The following is a 22,138-nucleotide window of genomic DNA, read 5'->3' as shown; positions in this document are numbered from 1 at the left end:
AAAAAAGAAAGCCGATAATAGTAGTATATTTGAATAATTTTATTTATTATAAAAAAAACAATTCTTAATATAATAAAGCGCTTAAATTATTAATAGAAGTATTTTCATTTCAAATCAATTGTACTCACTCTTGGAACCGTGGACTATGCCTCCAAGTCTTAAAAGCCCCCTTTTCAACATAAAAAGAGAATCCATCAAAGGATCCTCTTAAATCATTCTCAGTATGGTAACTTGTGTTTATAAGTTACATAAAAAAATAAAAATAGATGTAGCTCAAGAAACAACCTGTCCAGGAAACAATCGTAAAATTCATGACGATTATATTTTCTGACCAGCCATATTTCATTCCATAGTGAAAATGGATAGGAGCCATAAGAAATAATCTTTTTCTTGTTCTTTTAAAGTAGAAAACTTGAAAAATAACGGAAAACTGTTCAGCTAAATAAATAAAAAACAACATTGGTATCAAGATTTCTACTTTTTCAATAATCGCTAAAAAAGATAAAGAACCACCAATTGCCATTGAACCTGTATCGCCCATAAAGGCCTTAGCTGGATATAAGTTATAAATTAAAAAACCAGCTAGACTAGCAATCATTATGAGACTAAAAATTTTCACTTCAATATGATCTGAAATCAGAAAAAAGAAAAAAAAGGTAGGGATTGATACCATACCAAGCAGACCGTCCATCCCATCAGTAAAGTTAATAGCATTAGCCGTTCCTACAATAAATAAAGTGATTAGGGCCAAATAAACCCATAATGGTAAAAAGATTTTGATAGAATCTGAAATCCGAAAGGTTGTGTCTACTTCAAAAAAGTTAATTAATACAATAAGTAAAAAAATAGTAAAAGAAAATTGAAAAACTAATTTTGTTTTAGCTGAAATGCCTCCAGGATCCTGTTTTGATGCTTTCCAAAAGTCATCAAGAAAACCAACAACACTGAATAAAATAAAAGTTCCAACTAAAAAAAGCATGAGGGAACTTGAATAATTAAGGAAAGCTACTAAAGTACCAATTAAAAATATACTTCCAAGCATTAAAGGAGTGCCCTTTTTATTATGGTGTTCAGCTGGTAATTCCGCTCTTATCGGTTGAGTCAACTTCAATCTTCTTAACGTAGCAATTAAAAAAGGGGAAAGGATACTTACTAAAATAAAAGTAATGAAAGCAGGTACGAGTGAGGATAACAAATTTTTTCTCCTTTCAATTATTTTTAATTAAGAAATTCGATACGATGAAGCGATTTCCTTTATTTGCTTATTTTTTAATTTATGAATTAATTTAAGTAGTTCTTTGTCATTAAAAAGGAGGGTGTCCAAAATAGAAAACTTCTGTGACATGGGGAATATTCTTTAGAATATCTGAAAAGTGATAAATAATTTTTTAGGTTGCAAATAGACTATTGGAATCGCAAATAAAGGGTTCACTCCGTATATGCCATCGTTAAGTACTTTATAAAATGTAAAAATCTATTAATATTACTATATTAATAGATCGCTTACTTTAATTTTCCAAATCATATGATCAGATCCCTCTTCCCAATAGTCCTTTAATAAATAATCGGGTGCTCCAAATTTCTTTTTCCATATTTTTTGGGCATTACGATAGCCACTATCTAAACAAAATTCTTCTATCCCTTTATTCTGTAAAGTGGCGTACATATTCTTTAATAATAAATTTCCGATTCCATTTTTTTGATAATCCGGATGTACAAATACAGTACCGATCTCAGGCAGCCCTTTTAATGCATAATTTGTACAATTTAAAATAAGATTACTAGCTGGACCATATTCAATTGAACCTATAATCTTTTTGTTATCTAGAGCAATTAAAAAATATCGTTCCTCTCCTTTACTTTCAAAATCATTTTCTAAATATTTACTTTTTGTTTCGATTTCTTCATTCAAACTTTCCACCTGATTACTAATACCTTCTTTTGTAAAAGTGTCAGTAATCACTATTTTAAAAAAATGATTTAACTCTTTCATATCCTCTATTCTCGGTCTCCTGATTTTAATATTCATCCTCTAAACCCTCCTAACTATAAATTACTTCAACGTCAAATGGCAGTATCCTTCATATATATTGTTTTGCTCGTCTATATTTAAGATATAAAATAAAAAAACTCCTCAAAATGAGGAGTTTTTCTAATTATTACATGAATTCAGCAACTAATTTTTCGAATTGTGCTTTTTCTAATTGAAGTTCTGATTCAACTAATGGTGCTTCGCTGTAACCAGAAATCAATTGTTGGTATGATTTTTGCTCTTTGTTTTGGTAGATAAGACCAGTTACTAAACCTTTATTTTGCATTAATGTTTGCATAGCCATTTCTTTGTTTGATGGATCATATCCTTCAATATCAGAAAGTTTAACAAGATTTTCTTTAAACCAGTCATAAGTGTTTACTTTATTGTAAGTTACACATGGGCTGAATACGTTAATTAAAGAGAAACCTTTGTGGTTAATACCTTGCTCAATTAATGAAGTTAATTCTTTTAAATCACTTGAGAAACTTTGAGCTACGAATGTTCCACCAGCTGTTAATGCCATTTCCATTACTGAAAGTGCAGATTCAACAGAACCTTGTGGCGTACTCTTAGTTTTGAATCCTACATCACTACGAGGTGATGTTTGACCTTTTGTAAGACCATAAATTTGGTTATCCATTACGATATACGTAATGTCGATGTTACGACGAATTGCATGGATTGTATGACCTAAACCGATTGCGAAACCATCACCGTCACCACCAGAAGCGATAACAGTTAGATCACGGTTAGCCATTTTTACGCCTTGTGCAATTGGAAGAGAACGACCATGGATACCATGTAAACCGTAAGAGTTAATATATCCAGAAATACGACCAGAACATCCAATACCAGAAATTACTGCAAGATTATCAGGTTCTAAACCAACATTTGCTGCTGCACGTTGAATAGATGCTTGTACAGAGAAGTCTCCACATCCTGGGCACCAGTTTGGTTTAATATTATTACGAAATTCTTTAAATGTTGCCATTTAGAACAACTCCTTCCTTGCAAGTATTGTAAATTTCTTTTGGTAAGAAAGGATTTCCATCATATTTTAGTAAGCTTGAAATCTTTTCTGCATGACCACAATTCATTTTAATAATGCTTGCTAATTGACCAGTAGCATTATTTTCAACAACGATTACACGTTTAGCTTTTTTAAGCTCAGGCATTAATTCGTTTGTTGGGAATGGGTGAATTAGACGGATATGAGCATGGTTAACTTTGATACCATCTTGCTCTAAACGAACCATTGCTTCTTCAATTGCACCACGAGTTGAGTTGAAACCAACTAGTAATACATCAGCATCGTCGTGTTTAGAGTTCACTAACACTGGGTTAGGGAATTTTAGGTTATTTAACTTGCGCATACGTTTATCCATTTGTTGATTACGGTTAATTGGTGATTCTGATGGTTTACCCATTTCATCATGCTCAACACCAGTTACGTGGTGAATTCCACCTTTCATACCTGGTACTACACGAGGAGAAACGCCATCTTCAGTCACTTCATAACGTTTGAAGTACTCTTTGTTTTCAGATACAGGTAATTCTTGTTTGTAATCAAACTTACCACGGCGAATTTGTACTTTTTCAAATTGAAGTGGCTCAACAGTTTGTTTACCTAAAGAAAGTTGTAAGTCAGTAATTACGATTACAGGTACTTGGAATTCTTCAGCTACGTTAAACGCTTCCACCATATCGTAGAATCCTTCTTCTACTGTACTTGGAGCGATTACTACTTTCGGAATTTCACCGTGAGTTCCGTAGATCATAGCCATTAAGTCTGATTGCTCTTGTTTAGTTGGAAGACCAGTACTTGGACCACCACGTTGAGTATCAACGATTACTAAAGGAACCTCAGTCATACCAGAAAGACCGATTGCTTCCATCATTAATGAAAGACCAGGACCTGCAGATGATGTTAATGTACGAACACCAGCATAGTTAGCACCGATTGCCATTGTACATGCAGCGATTTCGTCTTCAGTTTGAATAACTGCTCCACCATACTGAGGTAATTTTTTGATTAAGTATTCCATAATTTCAGATGCTGGCGTAATTGGATACGCTGCCATAAAACGAGAACCACCAGCTAATGCACCCATTGCGATTGCATCGTTACCGATTAGGAACATACGTTTTTTACCATCAGCTTCTGATAATTGCATTTTATTTACATTCACGCCAAGCATTTCTCTCATTTCTTCTGCTCCACGTGCGATTGCTTCTATGTTTTTCTCAACAATTTGTTGACCTTTTTTACCAAAAATTTCATCTACAACTTCTCTGAAAACTTCAATTGATAGACCTAAAATCGCACTTGAAGCTCCAACTGCAACCATGTTCTTCATTAATGAAGTACCTAGTTCAGTAGCTAGTTCTGTAAATGGAATTGAATAAAGTGTTACGTCAGTTGAATCTGGAATTGTCGGATTAAATTTAGCATCAGCAATTACGATACCGCCTTTGCGTAATTCATAAAAGTTTACATCGATTGTTTCTTGGTCAAATGCTACTAAAATATCTAAGTCATCTGAAATTGCACGAACTTCAGTTGTACTTACACGAATTTTGTTATTAGTGTGACCACCTTTAATACGAGAAGAGAAATGACGATATCCGTATAAATAGTAACCTAAACGGTTTAACGCAATTGCAAAAATCTCACCTGTACTTTCGATACCTTCACCCTGTTGTCCTCCAACTTTCCACGAAAGTTGTTCAATCATTTCCTACACCCCTTTGAATGCCCTCATTCGTAATAAATTAAATTATAAATGGATAATTTTTTTGCATATCATTCATTTTATTATAAAAGAATGAAAGCGATTTAAAACATATCTTTTGATATGAGTTAATTCGCTTTCAATTCTAGACCTATTAACCAAAAAAATCAATGATTTTGAAAGAAATTATTCCTTTAATTTTTATATTTTTATTATTCTGAACAAGTAACGTGTTATTTGTAATGTATATATGATGAATAATTCTCATACATAAAGCCTTTAACCTGTTGTTCTGTATAGTGTTTAAGCAATTCATTTGTTAAATTTTGATAAAGTCCTACGTGATGTAAATTGGTTGGATGCGTATCGATTCCATCAAAATCTGATCCCATCGCAATAAATTTTTCTCCACCTAGAGAGCACATATAATCGATATGTTTAAGAATATCTGAAATATTTGCGATACCTTCATCTACTAAAAAAGTAGGATAGAAATTAATTCCTACAATTGCACCTCTTTTAAACATAGCCTTTAGCTGATCATCGTTTAAATTTCTTGGATGTTTACAAATTGCCTTAGCATTTGAATGAGTCGCAGTTGGATATTTTGCTTGTTCAAATGCATCCCAAAACGCGGCTTCAGTACAATGAGAAAGATCACACCACATATTATGCTCATTTAAGTAATGAACTACACTTCTTCCAAAATTGGTTAATCCCCCATTTCTTTCTTCAAGAATTCCATCTGCTGCTTCATTTGCATAATTCCATACTAAACCGACACTACGTACTCCTAGACGATGTAATATCTTTAGGCGATTAATATCACCTAAAAGTGCATCACAGCCCTCTAGCGTCAAAATAGCACCCATTTCGTGACTTTTTAATCCAACTTCATCTTCTTTTGTTCGAATTACTTTTATATTATTATTCTCTGTTGCTACTTTTTCATAAAAAAGTGTAACACATTGAAGAGCTGCATCGAATTTGATTAGTTTATGTACATTTTCGGGAATATAAATCGCATAACATTGTATTTTACTATTCCCCTGTTTTAATCGATTAACTGAAACTTGTAGTGAATCATCATTTTCAAAATTGATCGAAGGCTTTTCTAGTAATTTCATTAATACATCACAATGAGCATCAAAAACTTTCATAAATTAATACCCTCCCATTTTTTTGACTATTGAAACTAGTGTAACATATTAATAAATCCAATATTAAAAGTTATAATTATACGCAAAAAAACTCGTCGACTGACGAGCTTTAAGTCAGAGATAAAGTTTTAGCTCCACTTTTTAATTACATATTTCGTAATCTTACTCGCTTCTACTTAAGCTTTTTTTGAATTAAAAATAAAACAACCTGTCGCTTTAGGCTAACAGGTTGTTATTATTAACGAGGCTCTACGATTAATTTTATCGCTGTACGCTCTTCCCCATCGATTTGAATATCTGTAAATGCAGGGATACAAATAAGGTCTACTCCACTTGGTGCAACGAATCCTCTTGCAATTGCAACTGCTTTTACAGCTTGGTTTAACGCGCCAGCACCAATTGCTTGAATTTCTGCTGATCCACGCTCTCTCAATACACCTGCAAGTGCTCCTGCTACAGAATTAGGGTTTGACTTTGCTGAAACTTTTAATATTTCCATTCCTGATCCTCCTTGTACTTACAAAGCTATTATTGTGTACAATAAAAACTATTCTCGGTAACAAGAAGTTATTCCTGCAAATATTTAAAAGTTTTTTAAAAATTTTCACAATTCTTTTAATTAGTCTTAAAGCTCCTGATGATCATCATTTATTTGTATTCTTTTTATAGATTTTGCTAGCCCAGTTTGTTTGTCTAATTCGATAATCACACCACTTAACTGACCTCTACCTTCGTCTACTTCGAATCTAACTGGTAAGTTTGTTAGGAATTTTTTAATAACAGCTTCTTTCGTAACGCCTAGAATCCCATCATATGGACCAGTCATTCCAACATCCGTAATAAACGCTGTACCCGCAGGTAAAACTCGCTCATCAGCCGTTTGAACATGTGTATGTGTACCAACAACCGCTGTTACTCTTCCATCCAAATACCAGCCCATTGCAATTTTTTCACTTGTTGCTTCAGCATGAAAATCAACAAAAATGATGTTCGTTCGTTTTTTAGCGATTTTTATTAGTTCATCAGCTTTTTTAAAAGGACAATCAAGTGGTGGTAAAAATGTTCTACCTTGTAGATTTATAACGGCTATTTCAACATCATTAAAATTTAAAAATACTAATCCATTACCAGGTGTACCTTCTGGAAAATTAGCTGGTCTAACTAAGTACTTTGCTTGATCAATAAATTCAAAAATATCCTTTTTATCCCATGCATGGTTACCAAGTGTTACTGCTTGAGCACCTAATTCTAAAAATTCGCGGTAAATTTTTTCCGTTATTCCTTTACCATGTGCAGCATTTTCACCATTTATAATCGTTACTGAAGGATTATATTTCCTTTTTAAAGCTTGGATATTAGCCTTTACCATTGCCCTACCATTTGAACCCACTACATCGCCTATAAACATTATTCTCATTTCGTTACATCCTTCCAACTTGCCACTGTTAATTCACAGCATTGATTTTACTTTTAGATTACCCAAAAATACGAAAAGCCCCATACTAGCACAATCTGAATCTTTCATCTATGCCATTCAACTAAGATTAACTTCAGATATGTATTAGTTGGAGCTCTATTTTTAAAATTACTTTATTTTGTTACAAAAAAGAAAATAAAGTGGCATATACCACTTTATTTTGCATACTCGACAGCTCGAGTTTCACGAATAACCGTAACTTTTATATGGCCTGGATAATCCAGTTCATCTTCAATCCGTTTTCTAATATCTCTCGCTAATCTATGAGCTTGTAAATCATCAATTGTATCAGGTTTTACCATGATACGTACTTCACGGCCTGCTTGAATAGCGAATGATTTTTCTACACCTTCGTATGATTCAGAAATCTCTTCAAGCTTTTCTAAACGACGAATATAGTTTTCTAATGTTTCGCTACGTGCTCCTGGTCTAGCAGCAGATAATGCATCTGCAGCAGCTACAAGAACCGCAATGATTGAAGTCGGCGCAGCATCTCCATGATGAGATGCAATACTATTGATAACTACTGGATGTTCTTTATATTTCGTTGCTAATTCGACACCGATTTCAACGTGACTTCCTTCTACCTCATGGTCAATTGCTTTACCAATATCGTGAAGTAAACCTGCACGTTTTGCAAGTTTTGTATCCTCACCAAGTTCAGCAGCCATAAGTCCAGCTAAGTTCGCTACTTCCATCGAATGCTTTAACACATTTTGACCATAACTAGTTCTAAATTTCAGACGACCTAATATTTTAATTAAGTCAGGGTGAATTCCATGAACACCAACTTCAAAAGTAGTTTGTTCACCGACTTCACGTATGTACTCATCTACTTCTCGTCTTGATTTTTCAACCATTTCTTCAATTCGTGCAGGATGGATACGACCATCTTGTACTAATTTATCTAGTGCAATTCGTGCAGTTTCACGACGAATTGGATCAAAACCTGATAATATTACAGCTTCAGGCGTATCATCAATAATTAAATCTATACCAGTTAACGTTTCTAAAGTACGTATATTTCGTCCTTCACGGCCAATAATACGACCTTTCATTTCATCATTTGGAAGATTTACAACTGAAACAGTTGTTTCAGCAACATGATCTGCAGCACATCGCTGGATTGCTAATGATAAAATATCTTTTGCTTTCTTATCTGCTTCTTCTTTTGCTCGAGCTTCTGTTTCTTTTACTAGTATTGCTGTTTCATGGGATAATTCATTTTCGACTTTAGTAAGTATTAATTGTCTTGCTTCTTCACGATTTAAGCTAGAAATTCTCTCTAACTCTTCTTGTTGAGCAGCAATTAATGCTTCTATCTTGCTTTCCATTTCTTCTATCTGCTGTTGTTTTAAAACAAGAGATTCCTCTTTTCTCTCAAGAACAGACTCACGTTTTGAAAGTCCATCATCTTTACGATCTAAGTTCTCTTCTTTTTGCATTAAACGATTTTCTGACTTTTGTAGTTCACTACGACGGTCTCGAATTTCGTTCTCTGCATCTGTACGAATTTTGAAAATTTCGTCCTTTGCTTCCAATAAAGCTTCTTTTTTAATTGTTTCTGAATCACGTTTTGCATCTTCAATAATTTGATTTGCATGATTAGTTGCGCCATTTATTTTAGCTTCTGCAATGGACTTACGGACAAAAAATCCGACAGCATAACCGACTCCGAATGTGGCAAGCAATGCGAAGATGATCAAAATTATAGTATTTGCACCCATGATTTCACCTCCTCTTGCTATTTAGTTAGTTTCATTTTTGTCGGCTGTTATATTGTATAAATAATTGCATCAACATACAGCACACTTCAATTCAATTTTTCACAAAATAGTAATATTTTTTTAGAATATACACTTAAATATTAAATCTCTTACCAAATGATGTCAAGCCTTGTAAATCGCTTACTTACTTGATTTATCAATATTTATTACATTTTTACTAGATTTCATACATGAGAATCTAAATTTTATTCATTAATTTTTTTATTAAGATCTGATTAGTAAGTTAATTGATCGAATTTTTCATCTATAAAAACCAACTAATAAATATAAAAGAATGAAATGATCATATAAAAAAATGCAAGCACTTTTAATAAGCGCCCGCATTTTTTCTGTCGTTTTAAACTAACTTATGATTACTCATTTAATAAAGAGAATTGTTCTTCATCATCTGTTTCTGTTACAGTAACAGGGTTATCTAAACCATGGTGAAGACGGATTGATTGTTTAATCGTATCACGTATTTCTTTATTTTCTTTTAAGAATTGCTTAGCATTCTCACGGCCTTGTCCAAGACGCTCTTCATTGTAAGAATACCATGCTCCACTTTTAAGAACGATATCTAAATCAGATCCAATATCAAGAATTTCTCCTTCTTTAGAAATACCTTCTCCATACATAATGTCTACATCTGCTTGTCTAAATGGTGGTGCTACTTTATTTTTAACTACTTTAATCTTTGTTTTGTTACCTACAATATCATTACCTTGTTTTAACTGTTCAGCACGACGTACTTCTAAACGAATTGTAGAATAGAATTTTAACGCACGTCCACCTGGAGTCGTTTCAGGATTACCAAACATAACTCCAACTTTTTCACGAATTTGGTTAATGAAGATTGCGATTGTTTTTGACTTATTAATTGCACCAGAAAGTTTACGTAATGCTTGAGACATTAAACGTGCTTGTAAACCTACGTGAGCATCACCCATCTCACCTTCAATTTCAGCTTTTGGAACTAATGCAGCTACTGAATCGATTACGATAATATCAATTGCTCCACTACGTACTAATGCTTCAGCGATTTCAAGTGCTTGTTCACCTGTATCTGGTTGAGATAATAATAACTCATCAATGTTTACACCTAATTTTTGAGCATAAACCGGATCTAATGCATGCTCAGCATCTATAAACGCCGCTTGTCCTCCATTTGCTTGAACTTCAGCGATTGCATGTAAAGCTACAGTTGTTTTACCTGAACTTTCAGGACCATATACTTCGATAATTCGTCCTCTTGGATATCCACCTACACCTAATGCTACATCTAGTGCTAACGATCCACTAGAAATAGTTGAAATTTGGCGGTCAGTTTGTTCTCCAAGTTTCATAATTGAACCTTTACCGAATTGTTTCTCGATTTGTTTTAAAGCCATATCTAATGCAGCTTGACGATCACTCATTTAGATTCCTCCTTCAGGATTCGTTTATCTCTTAACTATATAATAACTGTTTTTTGTTCGTTTGCCAACAAAAAAATAGAACGTTTATTCGATATTTTTCGTATTTAAACTAAATTTTTAAAGAATAGAAACGCTTGTTTCGTATTTTTCGGTCTATAAAACTAGATTTTTATTAATATCGAAACTATAAAATTAAAAAACTCGGCTAAATTAACCGAGCTTTTATATTATAAAATATTCTATTTCATTTTATAAGTCTTGACTTTCAAAACTTGAATTTATTAATTTAATCAACAAGTTCGCGCCATTTTTGACACTTGATAATCTTATTTGTTCTCTAGTACCACTGAATTGAAACTCTTTTACAATTGAATCAGATTCACCAATTTTTATACCGATAAACACTTTCCCTACCGGCACATCTTCTAATGTAGAAGGTCCTGCTTCACCAGTAAAACTAATTGAAATAATACTACCTGTTAATCTTTGAATATTTTCAACTAGTGATTTTGCACACTCTGCACTTACTGCACCATTTTTATTAAGAATGTCTGATGGAACATTTAAAAGGTTTTGTTTCATTTCATTAGAATAACAAACAACGCTACCTTTAAAAATAGACGAGTTCCCAGGAATATCTGTCACTCTTTTACTGAATAGACCTCCAGTTAAACTTTCAGCTGCAGAAATTGTTAGTTTAAAATCTTTTAACTTTCTTGATAAAACTGTAAATAAGTTTTCATTATTTGTACCATATATAAACTGCCCAACACGTTCACGTATTTGTTCTTCAGCTTGTTCAATTAGTTTTTCTGCCTCTTGTTCATTACTAGCACTTGCAGTAACTCGAAGCATTACTTCTCCCTCACTAGCTAAAGGAGCAATTGTTGGATTTGATTGATTTTCGAGTAAATCAAGAATTTCAGTTTCTAAAATCGATTCCCCGATGCCAAAAAACTTAAGCTCTTTCGAAATAATCGTACTTGCTTCCTTACCTTTTAAAAAATATGGAATTAGTTCTTTTTCAACCATCGGAATCATTTCTTTAGGTGGTCCTGGTAATAATACAAATTGTTTATTTTTCGCTTCATAAACCATTCCAGGTGCCATACCGTTTTTATTCAATAAAACATGTGCATTATTAATGACTAATGCTTGTTTTTTATTATTTTCAGTCATTGGTCGATTAACTTTAATAAAATATTGTTCAATATACGCTAGTGATTGATCATGGTAAACAAGTGACTCTTGAACATATTCTGCGACAACTTCCTTCGTTAAATCATCCTTTGTTGGACCAAGTCCACCAGTTAAGATAATTAAATCACTTCTTGATGAAGCAATTTCTAATGCACTTTTAAGTCGTTTTGCATTGTCTCCTACAACTGTTTGGAAATGATGGTGATATCCTAAGGCAGATAAATGTTTAGCTAAAAATTGAGCATTTGTATTTGCAATTTGGCCTAAAAGTAGCTCAGTACCTACTGCGATGATTTCAGCACGCTTCATATCATTTCCCCCTATATTATTAATTACATTGATTTAAGAAGAACATCTCTATTTTTATAAAAATAATCCCAACCAGAATATACTGTAAAGAATAATGCCACCCAAAGTGATACATCCGCAATCGAAAATGGTAAGAAATTCAGTGGGAAGTCATGTAAGAAATATGCAGAAATCGCAACAATTTGTGCCCAAGTCTTAATTTTACCTAGCATTGCAGCAGCATGAACTTCTCCAGATCCAGCTAAAATCATTCGTAAACCGGTTACAGCAAACTCTCTACTTATTATGACAATCGTAATCCACGCAGGAACATATTGAAAATCAGTTAAGATAATTAGTGCTGAAGAAACAAGTAATTTATCAGCAAGTGGATCTAGAAACTTACCAAAATTAGTAACTAGATTATATTTTCTTGCGTAATAACCATCTATAAAATCAGTAACTGAGGCAATAATAAAAATTGCAGCTCCTACTAAATGATTAACTGGTATTGAATCACCCATTAACGAAACTTTTCCCCATCCAAAATCGATTAAAACGGCAATCATAAATAATGGAATTAGACAAACCCTTGACACTGTGATCTTATTTGGTAAATTCATGGTAAAACCCTCCAAAACTTTCTAAAAAATGAAGCATTTATAATAAATGAATAAAAGCCATCTTAAAGATGACTATTGATTCATTTTTAAATTTTTAATCGTAATCTTTTGGTGAACAGCATTTGTTGGACTAACAGGATATTTAAATACCTCATCGTTAATTCTTAGCTCAACATTATTAGAAGCACCAATATTTACAGTTACTTCATTTTCATCTGTTAAGTCGTAGTTTTGAGTTTGTCCTTGTTTTAAAATTCCTGAATAGAACATTTTTCCATCAGCATTTTTTAAATCTACATAACTTTCACCGTTTGCAACTACTTCTAATTTAAATACATCCGTACCAGATAAAGAAATAGTTGTTCGTTTACCCGCTGCAGAGTCAACAGTAATTTTTTGCGCTGGCGTTTGCTCAGTCACATCATTTTTCGGTTTCTCTGTTTTTTGCGTATTTTTAACTTTTGCCTGATCTAGCGCATTATTTTTTGGTTTTTCAATTTCAGAATTAGAGTTAGATTGAGTTTGATTCGTATCCGCAGATTTTCCATCATTTTTTGATGGGAACATCATATAAATAGCGATGCAGATCCCAATGATAAGAATCGCTATTAGTATCCTTGGTAAATAATCCATTACACGTGATGACTTAACATTGCTTAAAGGTTCTTTAAGCTTGGATGATCTACTAGGAATTTCTTCATGCTTTACTTCTTCTACTGTACTTGCCACAGTTGATTCTTCTACCACTGGCTTTTCAGTTAGAAATCCAGAAACGTCAACACCAATTGTTTCTGCATATTGTCTAATAAATGCACGAACATAAAATTGCCCTGGCAATATTTCATAATTACCTTCTTCGATTGCTTCAAGATAACGTTTCTGAATCTTAGTTAACTCTTGTACATCGTCAATTGATAAACCTTTCGCTTCTCTTGCTTCTCGTAAATATTTTCCTAATTCTGTCACAAGTTACACCCCAACTAACTTTAAAAATCAAACATCGAGAACGAGTTGTGTCCATTTTTATCCATTTGGTCTACAAGTTCATATTTAATTTCTTCATTTTCATCATTTCTTAGTTCAATTATGTAATCAAAATCTTCTAAAGAGTATTCAGTTTGCTGTACAAATACATCAGGATGCTCTACTACTTTCACAGAAGACATTGCCATAATTTCGCGAACCAATTGCCAATGTTGCTCATTTGCTCTTCTATGAGAAAGGATGCCATCAATAATAAATACATTATCTGAATTGTATTCGTCTTCTATTAATTGGCTTCTTAATGTTTGTTTAATTAATGTTGATGAAACAAATAACCAGCGTTTATTTGCACATACACTTGCTGCTACAACTGATTCAGTTTTACCAACACGAGGCATCCCTCTAATTCCGATTAGCTTATGGCCTGGCATTTTAAATAATTCTGCCATAAAATCAACAAGCATACCTAGATCATCGCGGACAAAACGAAAAGTCTTTTTATCATCTACGTCTCGTTGAATATAAGCACCATGTCTTACAGCTAAACGATCTCTTAGAGTTGGCTTTCTAAGTTTAATTATTGTTATATTGTCCATAGTATTTAAAATTGATTCAAATCTCGTAATTTGATCATCGTTATCGCAACCAAGTAACATGCCGCGTTTCATTGTATCGACACCATTGATTGTTAAAATATTAATCCCTAGCATACCGATTAGCGATGCAATATCTCCAAGTAGTCCAGGGCGATTCTTATGTATTTCATACTCAAAATACCATTCGATTAACTCCATACCTATACCCCCTATTTGTTAACTACTTAACTCTCCATTTAATAATAAACGATTTCGCCATAATATAAAAGGTAAAATATGTGAAATAAATAACTTTCGACCGGAAATTTTACTATGAAGTATGCCAACCGCCGTTTACTCCAAGTATTTGGCCAGTTATATAAGAAGATTGTTCGGAAATTAGGTAATTTACAGTATTCGCAATTTCACTTGGTAGAGCTAAACGATTCATTGGAATTTCATTTGCAATTTCATTTAAATCCTCTTCACTAAAGGAGTTTAACATATTCGTTTTTACGGCACCTGGAGCAACAGCATTTACTTTTATTCCACTTGGCCCTAATTCCTTAGCTAAGGCCATTACATAGGCATTTTGAGCACCTTTAGTAGTTGAATATAATACTTCACATGAAGCACCAATTTGTCCCCATATAGACGAAATAACGACTATACTGCCAGATTTTTTAGCCACCATATTTGGAAGAAAATGATTGACTATCTTAATCAAACTTTTGATATGTAATTGCGTCATTCGATCGATTTCTTCATCAGTTACATCGCTAATCAAACCAAGGATTGAAAAACCAGATGCATACACAATTGAATCAATTTTATCATGTATTTGTGATGTTAAAATTTTAACTCCATTTTCTACTGATAAGTCCGCTTTAACGAATTGGCAATTTACCTCAATCTCATTGGCCAGTTCGATTAGTTCATTAAGGGGCTCTTTCTTACTATTATAATGGACAACTAAATCGTATTTTTCATTGATTAATTTTTTCGAAATTGCTAAGCCAATGTCACCACTAGCTCCAATTACTAGAATTCTTTTTCTCATTTATTATAATCTCCATTTATTCGAGGTTTTAATGCAGGTTTAAATAGTATTAAGAAATATAAAGGTAAGCGAGGAAGCTCTCTTAAGAATTTTTATTAGTAAATATTACACTTAGTTTTATCAAAACTCTTAAATTTTTTAAATTTCAAAAAGCATCCAAAAAAGGATGCTTTTAATTCATTCAATGAGGAAGAACAAAAAATTCACTCATAAAGTCTTCATTTATTAGATGACTAGCACTTTCTTTTAGATCCTCTACAGAAATAGATTGTAACACAGATACAATGTCAAATAAATGCATATCTAAGAACGCATATCGTGTAAATTGGTTAGCGATATATTCTGGAGAATTTAATGAGCGTAAGAATCCGCCAATTTTCTTTTTAACTACGCGATCGACTATTTCTTTTTCCCACTGATGATTTTTTGAATCTAATAATACTTCTTTTATTTTTTCAGAAAGTTTTTCCGGTGAAGTAGAATCTCCTCCGATGATTGCAAAAGCAAAACCATTTTCTGCAGAGTAATCATATGAGAACGTATCATCAATTAAACCATCTTCATACATTTGTTGATACGTATTTGAGCCTTTACCAAATAAATAATCAAGTAATACTGAAATTGATAATTCATGCTTTAATAATTCGCTTCCACCTTTAGGTGCAGAAAAGTCTTTCACACCAACCAACACTTTCGATGATTGGACATTCATATGTAACACTTTTTTCTTTTCTGCAGATTCCGGAGTTTCTTCAGGGAAAAATCTTTTAATTTCATTTGCATCTTTAAACGTTTTTTTGCTTTGGTTTTCTCTAATTAAATTCATTGTTTTATCAGGGTCTACTGGACCTACAACGAAAAATAACATATTACTTGGATGATAAAAAGTTTCGTAACAAGTATATAGTAATTCTTTTGTAATTTTTGAAATTGATTCAACCGTACCAGCAATATCTGTTCTAACAGGATGTTTACCGTATAAATTTGCAATCATCCCAAAATATTGTCTCCAATCTGGGTTATCTTCGTACATTTTAATTTCTTGACCAATAATTCCTTTTTCCTTTTCAACACTTTGATCAGAAAAATACGGATCTTGAACAAAATCAATTAGAGTCATTAAATTTTGTTCAACATTATTCGTTGCTGAAAATAAATAAGCAGTTCGTGTAAAACTGGTAAACGCATTAGAAGAGGCTCCTTGTTTACTAAAAACCTGGAATACGTCCCCATCTTTCTTTTCAAACAATTTGTGTTCTAAAAAATGAGCAATCCCATCTGGTACAACTAATTTTTCATCTTTTCCTAAAGGAATAAATTCAGAATCAATCGAACCGTATTTAGTTGTAAAGGTCGCATATGTTTTGTTGTAGCCCTGTTTAGGAAGAATATATACTTTTAATCCGTTTTCAAGCTCCTCGAAATAAAGCGTTTCATTCAATTGTTCAAAAAACTTTTTTTCCATTATGCTCCCTCCTGACCTTTTAAGAAATAAGTTGTATGAAGTTTAATTTTATTAGCTACAGCTACAATTTCATCTTTAGTAACTTTTTCGATTTCAGGGAACCAGTCCTCGATCGGACGTTCATTTCCTGCAGCTTGGTCATTGAATAATGTTTCAATGATTCCATAAGCAGTGTCCATACTTTCTAATAGACTGTTTTTAATCACTAATTTTGTTTGATTAATTTCCTCTTCAGTGAAATTCCCCTTTTTCATCTCTTCAAGTTGTTCAGCAATAATTGTAGTTGCTTTATCATAATTTTCACTTGCTATACCGGACATAACCATTAAAATTGATTTATGACTTTCAAAACGAGAAGCAGCGTAGTATGCTAAGCTATTTTTTTCTCGAACATTTATAAATAATTTTGAATGTGAGAATCCTCCAAAAAGTCCATTAAATACTTGAAGTGCAAAGTAATCTGGATCTTTTATCGAGATTCCAGTAGTATAACCGATGTGTAGTTTAGCCTGATTTAGTTTTTGCTCTTCAATTACTTCATTAGGAGAATCGACTGGAGTTGCTTTTGTTGTATCAACTGTTAACTTTCCATTAGTTGTGTTTCTAAAGTTCTCTTCAACTAATTGTTTACATTGGTCAAATGCAACATCTCCAACTATATAAAGATCAATTAAGTCTTGTTGGAGAGCTTTTTCATAGTACTTATAAAGTGACTCAGCTGTAATTGAATTAACATCTTCTGTTTTTCCATTTGCAAGTAACGAATAAGGTTCATCTTTGAACATTTCTTCCACTAAACGTTGATTTGCATATTTCAATTTATCATCATTAATAGACTGAATTCGTTGTACTTGTGTTCGTTTTTGGGTTTCAACATGCTTAGCTGAAAATACCCCATTTTCTAAAAATGGATTTTGCCAAATTGAAGCAATTAGCAAGAGTGCTTCATTTAGTAATGAACCTTGATTTGAAAGATATTTTTCATTTGCAATATCAATTGTAAATGACATTACATGATAATCACCTTTTTTTGATACGTCTACAAAGAAGGTCGCCCCATATAATTCTTCCAATTTTCTTCGGATTTCACCATTGGTAGGAAGATCTTTTGTTCCACTTTGCAATACATAAGGTAAAATTCCGCGATATGATACTGTATCTTCTTCAAGTTTTCCACGTACTTTTAATGTAATCGAATTTGTTTTAAATTTTTCAGTTGTTACCACATGTAATTTAATACCGTTTATATCACTATTTTTGTACTGTAACAAATTCAAATTGAACCCTCCTTAGTCAAATACTATTTACTCATATTTATTTCCAATATCTTCATTGTATCTCTAATTTTACCAAAAATAAAACCTACTGCTTAGTTTACCCAAAATAATTATTTCAAATAAAAAGAAGCTTCTTATTTTAAAATTCTCTAGAGATATCGAAAAAGTCGATAGCCTTTTATTTTGTCTAATTCCGTTAAAATTGATCTTTTTATTCCTAATTTATGGATAACATTCTTTAATCAGAATAAAAAAAGCTTCCTAATTAAATAGGAAGCTTCTTAAAAAATTATTTATCGTTTACCTTTTTCATATGCAACACCAACTGATTTTGGCGCTTGAGATGATTTTGAGAAAATTACTAATGCGATTAAAGTTACTACGTATGGGAATAACTTTAATGCTAATGGTGGGATGTGAGCTAAACTTGGAATAACTTGCGATACATTGGCAATTGTTGTAGCTACACCAAAGAATAGGGTCGCTGCTAAAATTCCAAGTGGTTTCCATTGTCCAAAAATTAATGCAGCAATTGCTAAGAAACCAAGACCTGCAACACTACCTGTAAATTCGCCAGAGTATGTTACTAAAATAATTGCTCCACCTAATCCAGAAAATGCACCAGAAATAATAACGCCAAGGTAACGGATACGGTATACGTTAATACCTGCTGCATCAGCTGCTTGAGGGTATTCACCACATGCACGTAGACGTAAGCCTAAACGAGTTTTATAAAGTATAAATGTACTAATGATTAGAATACCAATTACTAACCAAGTTGTAGAATACGTGTTTTTAAAGAATAAATCTCCGATAATTGGAATGTCTTTTAAGACTGGGATATCAGTACGTGTAATACCGTTAATACTGATGTTACCTGATCCAGTAATATTTCTTGCTAAGAAGATTGTTAAAGCACCAGCAATCATATTAATTGCGATACCACTAATTACTTGATCTGCGTGTAAATTTATACTTGCAAAAGCATGTAGTAAAGAAAATAAAGCACCTGTAAGAACTGCAACAAGAATTCCTACCCAGATTACCCAAACTTCACCTTGATGAGTTTCTTGAAGTTTTGAAATTGTTAAGGCACTAGTGAAACCACCAACAACCATTAAACCTTCTAAACCAATATTTACGACACCGCTTCGCTCAGAAAATAAACCACCTAATGCTACGATTAATAATGGAATCGTATAGGCAATTGCATATGGGAAAATTTGTATAATTAAATCCATGCCTTATTTCACCTTCTCTCCTACATTGCTGTTTTTGTATTTGCGTGATTTCGATACTCGATCAATAACTTTTTTAATTAAAATACTAGTTGCTGAGAAATAGATAATGATTGCAATGATTACATCAGCAATATCTGGTGGAATTGAAGTCATTGCACTCATAAAACCTTTACCAGAATAAAGTAGCCCAAAGAAAATAGCTGAGAAAAATACGCCAACTGGTGTATTCATTCCTAAAAGTGCCACGGCAATTCCGTCGAATCCTTCAGTAGGTAAAACACCTATTTGAATTAGTGATGCATTACCAGCGAATTGAACAACACCTGCTAATCCTGCAAGACCACCTGAAATCATCATTGATAAAATAACATTTCTATTTACTGAAATACCAGCGTATTCAGCAGCACTACGGTTATAACCTACAGCTTTTAATTCATAACCTAATACTGTTCGATTAATAATAAATGAAATAACGATTACCATAATTACGGCGATAAATAAACCGAAGTTAATATATGAACCACCAAATAAATTTGATAAAAATGGCATTTTTAATGTTGCAGCATCTGCTAGCATTTTTGACTCTGTTTCAGTACTACCTTTAAAATATTGTGGTACTAAATAATAAACAGTCCAGTATGCTATCCAGTTCATCATAATTGTAGAAACTACTTCGTGTACATTAAACTTAGCTTTTAGTAGTCCTGGAATAAATGCCCAAGCCGCACCTGCAATAAAGGCTACAATTACCATAATCGGAACTAAGATAAGAGTAGGTAAATCGACAGTTAGACCAATTGCAGAAGCGCAAAATCCTGCGAAAAGCATTTGGCCAGCTGCACCAATGTTGAATAAACCAGTTCTAAATGCAAATGCAACAGAAAGTCCTGTTAAAATTAACGGAGTAGCAGTAGCAAATGTATTACCAATACGCTCCGGATCTTTTAATCCACCTTGGAATAAATAAGTAAATCCTTCTACTGGATCATTACCTGTTACTAAAATTAATAATGCTCCAGCTAGTAAACCTAATACTACGGCAATTAGAGAAATGATTCCTCCCTTTTTCATGCCCCTTCACCTCTCCTTATACCAGCCATCATTAATCCTAATTCATCTTCATTTGTGTCTTTTGCATTAACGACATCAATGATTTCACCAGCATTTACAATTGCAATGCGGTCAGATAGATTAAGAACTTCATCTAGCTCTAACGAGATTAGTAGAACAGCTTTACCACTATCTCTTTGCTCTATTAATCTCTTATGAATATACTCAATCGAACCAACATCTAATCCACGCGTTGGTTGACACGCAATTAGTAATTCAGGCTTAAGTTCAATTTCACGGCCAATGATTGCTTTTTGTTGGTTTCCTCCAGACATTGATTCAACGACTGTTTTAGCACCTTCACCAGAACGTACGTCGAATTCTTCAATGATTTTCTTTGCATGTTTGGCAATCGCAGCTTTATCTAAAACTCCATATTTAGAGAATGGTTCTTGATTATAAATCTCTAGAACAACGTTTTCTTCAATCGTATATTCAAGAACAAGTCCTCTTTTTTGACGATCCTCTGGAATATGAGCAATACCGCTTTTAATTCTCTCGCGAATACTGTGTTTTGTAATATCTTGTCCTTTTAATAGAATAGTACCTTCTTCAATAGACCTTAAACCTGTAATTGCTTCAACAAGTTCAGATTGTCCATTTCCTTCAACCCCTGCAATTCCAACGATTTCACCTGCTCGAACTTGAAGAGTAGCATTTTTTAACCCTAAAACTTTTTTATTATTTTTAACACTTAAATTATTTACATCTAGTACAACTTCACCAGGTTTTGATTCTACCTTATCTACCTTGAAAGACACCTGACGTCCGACCATCATAGATGCCATTTCAGATTCAGTGGTTTGTTTTACATCAACCGTACCAATGTATTTCCCATGACGAATGACTGTACATTGATCTGCAACAGCTTTAATTTCTTTTAATTTATGTGTAATGATAATGATTGACTTGCCTTCTTTAATCAAGTTTTTAATAATCTTCATTAAATCTTGTATCTCTTGTGGAGTAAGCACTGCTGTTGGCTCATCTAGTATTAGTACTTCTGCATTACGGTATAGAGTTTTTAAAATTTCGACTCTTTGTTGCATCCCTACAGTTATATCTTCAATCTTTGCATATGGATCAACATTTAAACCGTAAGTTTTAGAAAGCTCTTCAATACGTTTTGCTGCAGTCTTGATATCTACTACTAGACCCTTTTTAGGTTCAAGACCTAGAATAATATTTTCTGTTACTGTAAAATTTGAAACTAATTTAAAATGTTGGTGAACCATTCCGATTCCTAGTTCATTCGCAACATTAGGATTTGAAATTTTAACTTCTTTACCTTTTACTTTGATAATCCCTTTTTCAGGAGTGTACATTCCAAAAAGTACAGACATTAAAGTTGATTTCCCTGCTCCGTTTTCTCCTAATAAAGCATGAACTTCCCCTTTTTTTAATCGTAGTGTAATATTATCATTCGCTATAATGCCAGGAAACTCTTTTGTTATATTTAGCATCTCCACTACATATTCCATAATTTTCCTCCTTGTATATTACGAAGTCATTTATTTTTAAAGTTTTACTTGATTTCGAAATATTTTTCTATATTTTTTTAGGGAGGGTTTCACTCTCTCACCCGATAGTCACGCCCTAATCAATTGGAAGCACCAAATTAATGCTTTCAATTGATTAATGCATGAAAAATAAAATCCTTTATAGGTTAGAAGAAGCATATAAAAGGGTCTCCTTTCCTATGCTTCTTCTATCATTTATTAGAAATT

General features: G+C 32.9%; 19 protein-coding genes. All 19 read right to left on the bottom strand.

All coding sequences use genetic code 11. The features are described from left to right. Window positions 1-244: 244 nt before the first annotated feature. The 19 genes from mraY to RAH41_RS00450 all read right to left on the bottom strand — a co-directional run bounded on the left by mraY (window position 245) and on the right by RAH41_RS00450 (window position 21,892). Window positions 245-1,195, bottom strand: coding sequence for a phospho-N-acetylmuramoyl-pentapeptide-transferase (mraY, locus tag RAH41_RS00540; RefSeq protein WP_331219823.1), 951 nt, complete (start codon window positions 1,193-1,195; stop codon window positions 245-247). A 291-nt stretch (window positions 1,196-1,486) separates the two neighbouring features. Then, window positions 1,487-2,029 (bottom strand): GNAT family N-acetyltransferase, encoded by a 543-nt coding sequence (locus tag RAH41_RS00535; protein WP_331219821.1) that lies wholly within the window; start codon window positions 2,027-2,029, stop codon window positions 1,487-1,489. 130 nt (window positions 2,030-2,159) lie between these two features. Beyond that, a complete protein-coding gene (locus RAH41_RS00530) occupies window positions 2,160-3,026 on the bottom strand; it encodes a 2-oxoacid:ferredoxin oxidoreductase subunit beta (RefSeq protein WP_331219820.1) in 867 nt (288 codons plus the stop codon). Beyond that, on the bottom strand, window positions 3,013-4,770 hold the full coding sequence (locus RAH41_RS00525; protein ID WP_129689078.1) for a 2-oxoacid:acceptor oxidoreductase subunit alpha: 1,758 nt from the start codon (window positions 4,768-4,770) through the stop codon (window positions 3,013-3,015). Before RAH41_RS00525 ends, RAH41_RS00530 begins: the two co-directional genes overlap by 14 nt. Window positions 4,771-5,000: 230 nt before the next feature. Beyond that, on the bottom strand, window positions 5,001-5,927 hold the full coding sequence (locus tag RAH41_RS00520) for a dipeptidase (protein ID WP_331219815.1): 927 nt from the start codon (window positions 5,925-5,927) through the stop codon (window positions 5,001-5,003). Between the two features lie 238 nt (window positions 5,928-6,165). Continuing rightward, window positions 6,166-6,426 carry a stage V sporulation protein SpoVS gene (spoVS, locus tag RAH41_RS00515; protein WP_044893696.1) on the bottom strand — a complete coding sequence of 87 codons (261 nt, stop codon included), beginning with the start codon at window positions 6,424-6,426 and terminating at the stop codon, window positions 6,166-6,168. Window positions 6,427-6,552: 126 nt separating this feature from the next. Continuing rightward, on the bottom strand, window positions 6,553-7,344 hold the full coding sequence (locus RAH41_RS00510; RefSeq protein WP_069034492.1) for a TIGR00282 family metallophosphoesterase: 792 nt from the start codon (window positions 7,342-7,344) through the stop codon (window positions 6,553-6,555). Window positions 7,345-7,559: 215 nt separating this feature from the next. Beyond that, a complete protein-coding gene (rny, locus tag RAH41_RS00505) occupies window positions 7,560-9,131 on the bottom strand; it encodes a ribonuclease Y (RefSeq protein WP_069034493.1) in 1,572 nt (523 codons plus the stop codon). Between the two features lie 413 nt (window positions 9,132-9,544). After that, on the bottom strand, window positions 9,545-10,588 hold the full coding sequence (gene recA / locus RAH41_RS00500) for a recombinase RecA (protein ID WP_098848311.1): 1,044 nt from the start codon (window positions 10,586-10,588) through the stop codon (window positions 9,545-9,547). 249 nt (window positions 10,589-10,837) lie between these two features. Continuing rightward, complete coding sequence (locus tag RAH41_RS00495; RefSeq protein WP_331219805.1) at window positions 10,838-12,097, bottom strand: competence/damage-inducible protein A; 1,260 nt, start codon at window positions 12,095-12,097, stop codon at window positions 10,838-10,840. Between the two features lie 23 nt (window positions 12,098-12,120). Beyond that, the gene (gene pgsA, locus RAH41_RS00490; RefSeq protein ID WP_331219803.1) at window positions 12,121-12,699 is read right to left on the bottom strand and encodes a CDP-diacylglycerol--glycerol-3-phosphate 3-phosphatidyltransferase; all 579 of its coding nucleotides are present in this window, start codon (window positions 12,697-12,699) and stop codon (window positions 12,121-12,123) included. 72 nt (window positions 12,700-12,771) lie between these two features. Further along, on the bottom strand, window positions 12,772-13,665 hold the full coding sequence (locus tag RAH41_RS00485; protein ID WP_331219801.1) for a helix-turn-helix domain-containing protein: 894 nt from the start codon (window positions 13,663-13,665) through the stop codon (window positions 12,772-12,774). Window positions 13,666-13,685: 20 nt separating this feature from the next. Next, complete coding sequence (locus RAH41_RS00480; RefSeq protein ID WP_331219799.1) at window positions 13,686-14,477, bottom strand: DUF3388 domain-containing protein; 792 nt, start codon at window positions 14,475-14,477, stop codon at window positions 13,686-13,688. 112 nt (window positions 14,478-14,589) lie between these two features. Continuing rightward, the gene (ymfI, locus tag RAH41_RS00475; protein ID WP_331219797.1) at window positions 14,590-15,318 is read right to left on the bottom strand and encodes an elongation factor P 5-aminopentanone reductase; all 729 of its coding nucleotides are present in this window, start codon (window positions 15,316-15,318) and stop codon (window positions 14,590-14,592) included. Between the two features lie 181 nt (window positions 15,319-15,499). Then, window positions 15,500-16,783: an EF-P 5-aminopentanol modification-associated protein YfmH gene (gene yfmH / locus RAH41_RS00470; RefSeq protein ID WP_331219795.1), complete on the bottom strand. Its 1,284-nt coding sequence runs from the start codon at window positions 16,781-16,783 to the stop codon at window positions 15,500-15,502. Then, window positions 16,783-18,060: an EF-P 5-aminopentanol modification-associated protein YfmF gene (yfmF, locus tag RAH41_RS00465; protein ID WP_331219793.1), complete on the bottom strand. Its 1,278-nt coding sequence runs from the start codon at window positions 18,058-18,060 to the stop codon at window positions 16,783-16,785. Before yfmF ends, yfmH begins: the two co-directional genes overlap by 1 nt. A 293-nt stretch (window positions 18,061-18,353) precedes the next feature. Continuing rightward, a complete protein-coding gene (locus RAH41_RS00460) occupies window positions 18,354-19,301 on the bottom strand; it encodes an ABC transporter permease (RefSeq protein WP_331219791.1) in 948 nt (315 codons plus the stop codon). Between the two features lie 3 nt (window positions 19,302-19,304). Next, the gene (locus RAH41_RS00455; protein WP_331219789.1) at window positions 19,305-20,372 is read right to left on the bottom strand and encodes an ABC transporter permease; all 1,068 of its coding nucleotides are present in this window, start codon (window positions 20,370-20,372) and stop codon (window positions 19,305-19,307) included. Further along, window positions 20,369-21,892 carry an ABC transporter ATP-binding protein gene (locus RAH41_RS00450; RefSeq protein WP_331219787.1) on the bottom strand — a complete coding sequence of 508 codons (1,524 nt, stop codon included), beginning with the start codon at window positions 21,890-21,892 and terminating at the stop codon, window positions 20,369-20,371. The genes RAH41_RS00455 and RAH41_RS00450 overlap by 4 nt, the downstream gene beginning before the upstream one ends. Window positions 21,893-22,138 lie beyond the last annotated feature (246 nt).

The sequence above is a fragment of the Gottfriedia acidiceleris genome, from assembly GCF_036421055.1.
Taxonomy (GTDB): domain Bacteria; phylum Bacillota; class Bacilli; order Bacillales; family Bacillaceae_G; genus Gottfriedia; species Gottfriedia acidiceleris_C.
Note: the sequence above shows the minus strand (reverse complement) of the source record. Positions and strands in the feature narration are given on the sequence as shown.

Bases quoted from the DNA above. Each gene is read 5' to 3' on its own strand.
- pgsA (WP_331219803.1), bottom strand. From the start codon at position 12,699: ATGAATTTACCAAATAAGATCACAGTGTCAAGGGTTTGTCTAATTCCA.
- RAH41_RS00460 (WP_331219791.1), bottom strand. From the start codon at position 19,301: ATGGATTTAATTATACAAATTTTCCCATATGCAATTGCCTATACGATT.
- RAH41_RS00455 (WP_331219789.1), bottom strand. From the start codon at position 20,372: ATGAAAAAGGGAGGAATCATTTCTCTAATTGCCGTAGTATTAGGTTTA.
- yfmH (WP_331219795.1), bottom strand. From the start codon at position 16,783: ATGGAAAAAAAGTTTTTTGAACAATTGAATGAAACGCTTTATTTCGAG.
- spoVS (WP_044893696.1), bottom strand. From the start codon at position 6,426: ATGGAAATATTAAAAGTTTCAGCAAAGTCAAACCCTAATTCTGTAGCA.
- RAH41_RS00510 (WP_069034492.1), bottom strand. From the start codon at position 7,344: ATGAGAATAATGTTTATAGGCGATGTAGTGGGTTCAAATGGTAGGGCA.
- recA (WP_098848311.1), bottom strand. From the start codon at position 10,588: ATGAGTGATCGTCAAGCTGCATTAGATATGGCTTTAAAACAAATCGAG.
- RAH41_RS00450 (WP_331219787.1), bottom strand. From the start codon at position 21,892: ATGGAATATGTAGTGGAGATGCTAAATATAACAAAAGAGTTTCCTGGC.
- ymfI (WP_331219797.1), bottom strand. From the start codon at position 15,318: ATGAGAAAAAGAATTCTAGTAATTGGAGCTAGTGGTGACATTGGCTTA.
- rny (WP_069034493.1), bottom strand. From the start codon at position 9,131: ATGGGTGCAAATACTATAATTTTGATCATCTTCGCATTGCTTGCCACA.
- RAH41_RS00525 (WP_129689078.1), bottom strand. From the start codon at position 4,770: ATGATTGAACAACTTTCGTGGAAAGTTGGAGGACAACAGGGTGAAGGT.
- RAH41_RS00520 (WP_331219815.1), bottom strand. From the start codon at position 5,927: ATGAAAGTTTTTGATGCTCATTGTGATGTATTAATGAAATTACTAGAA.
- RAH41_RS00535 (WP_331219821.1), bottom strand. From the start codon at position 2,029: ATGAATATTAAAATCAGGAGACCGAGAATAGAGGATATGAAAGAGTTA.
- RAH41_RS00530 (WP_331219820.1), bottom strand. From the start codon at position 3,026: ATGGCAACATTTAAAGAATTTCGTAATAATATTAAACCAAACTGGTGC.
- RAH41_RS00480 (WP_331219799.1), bottom strand. From the start codon at position 14,477: ATGGAGTTAATCGAATGGTATTTTGAGTATGAAATACATAAGAATCGC.
- RAH41_RS00495 (WP_331219805.1), bottom strand. From the start codon at position 12,097: ATGAAGCGTGCTGAAATCATCGCAGTAGGTACTGAGCTACTTTTAGGC.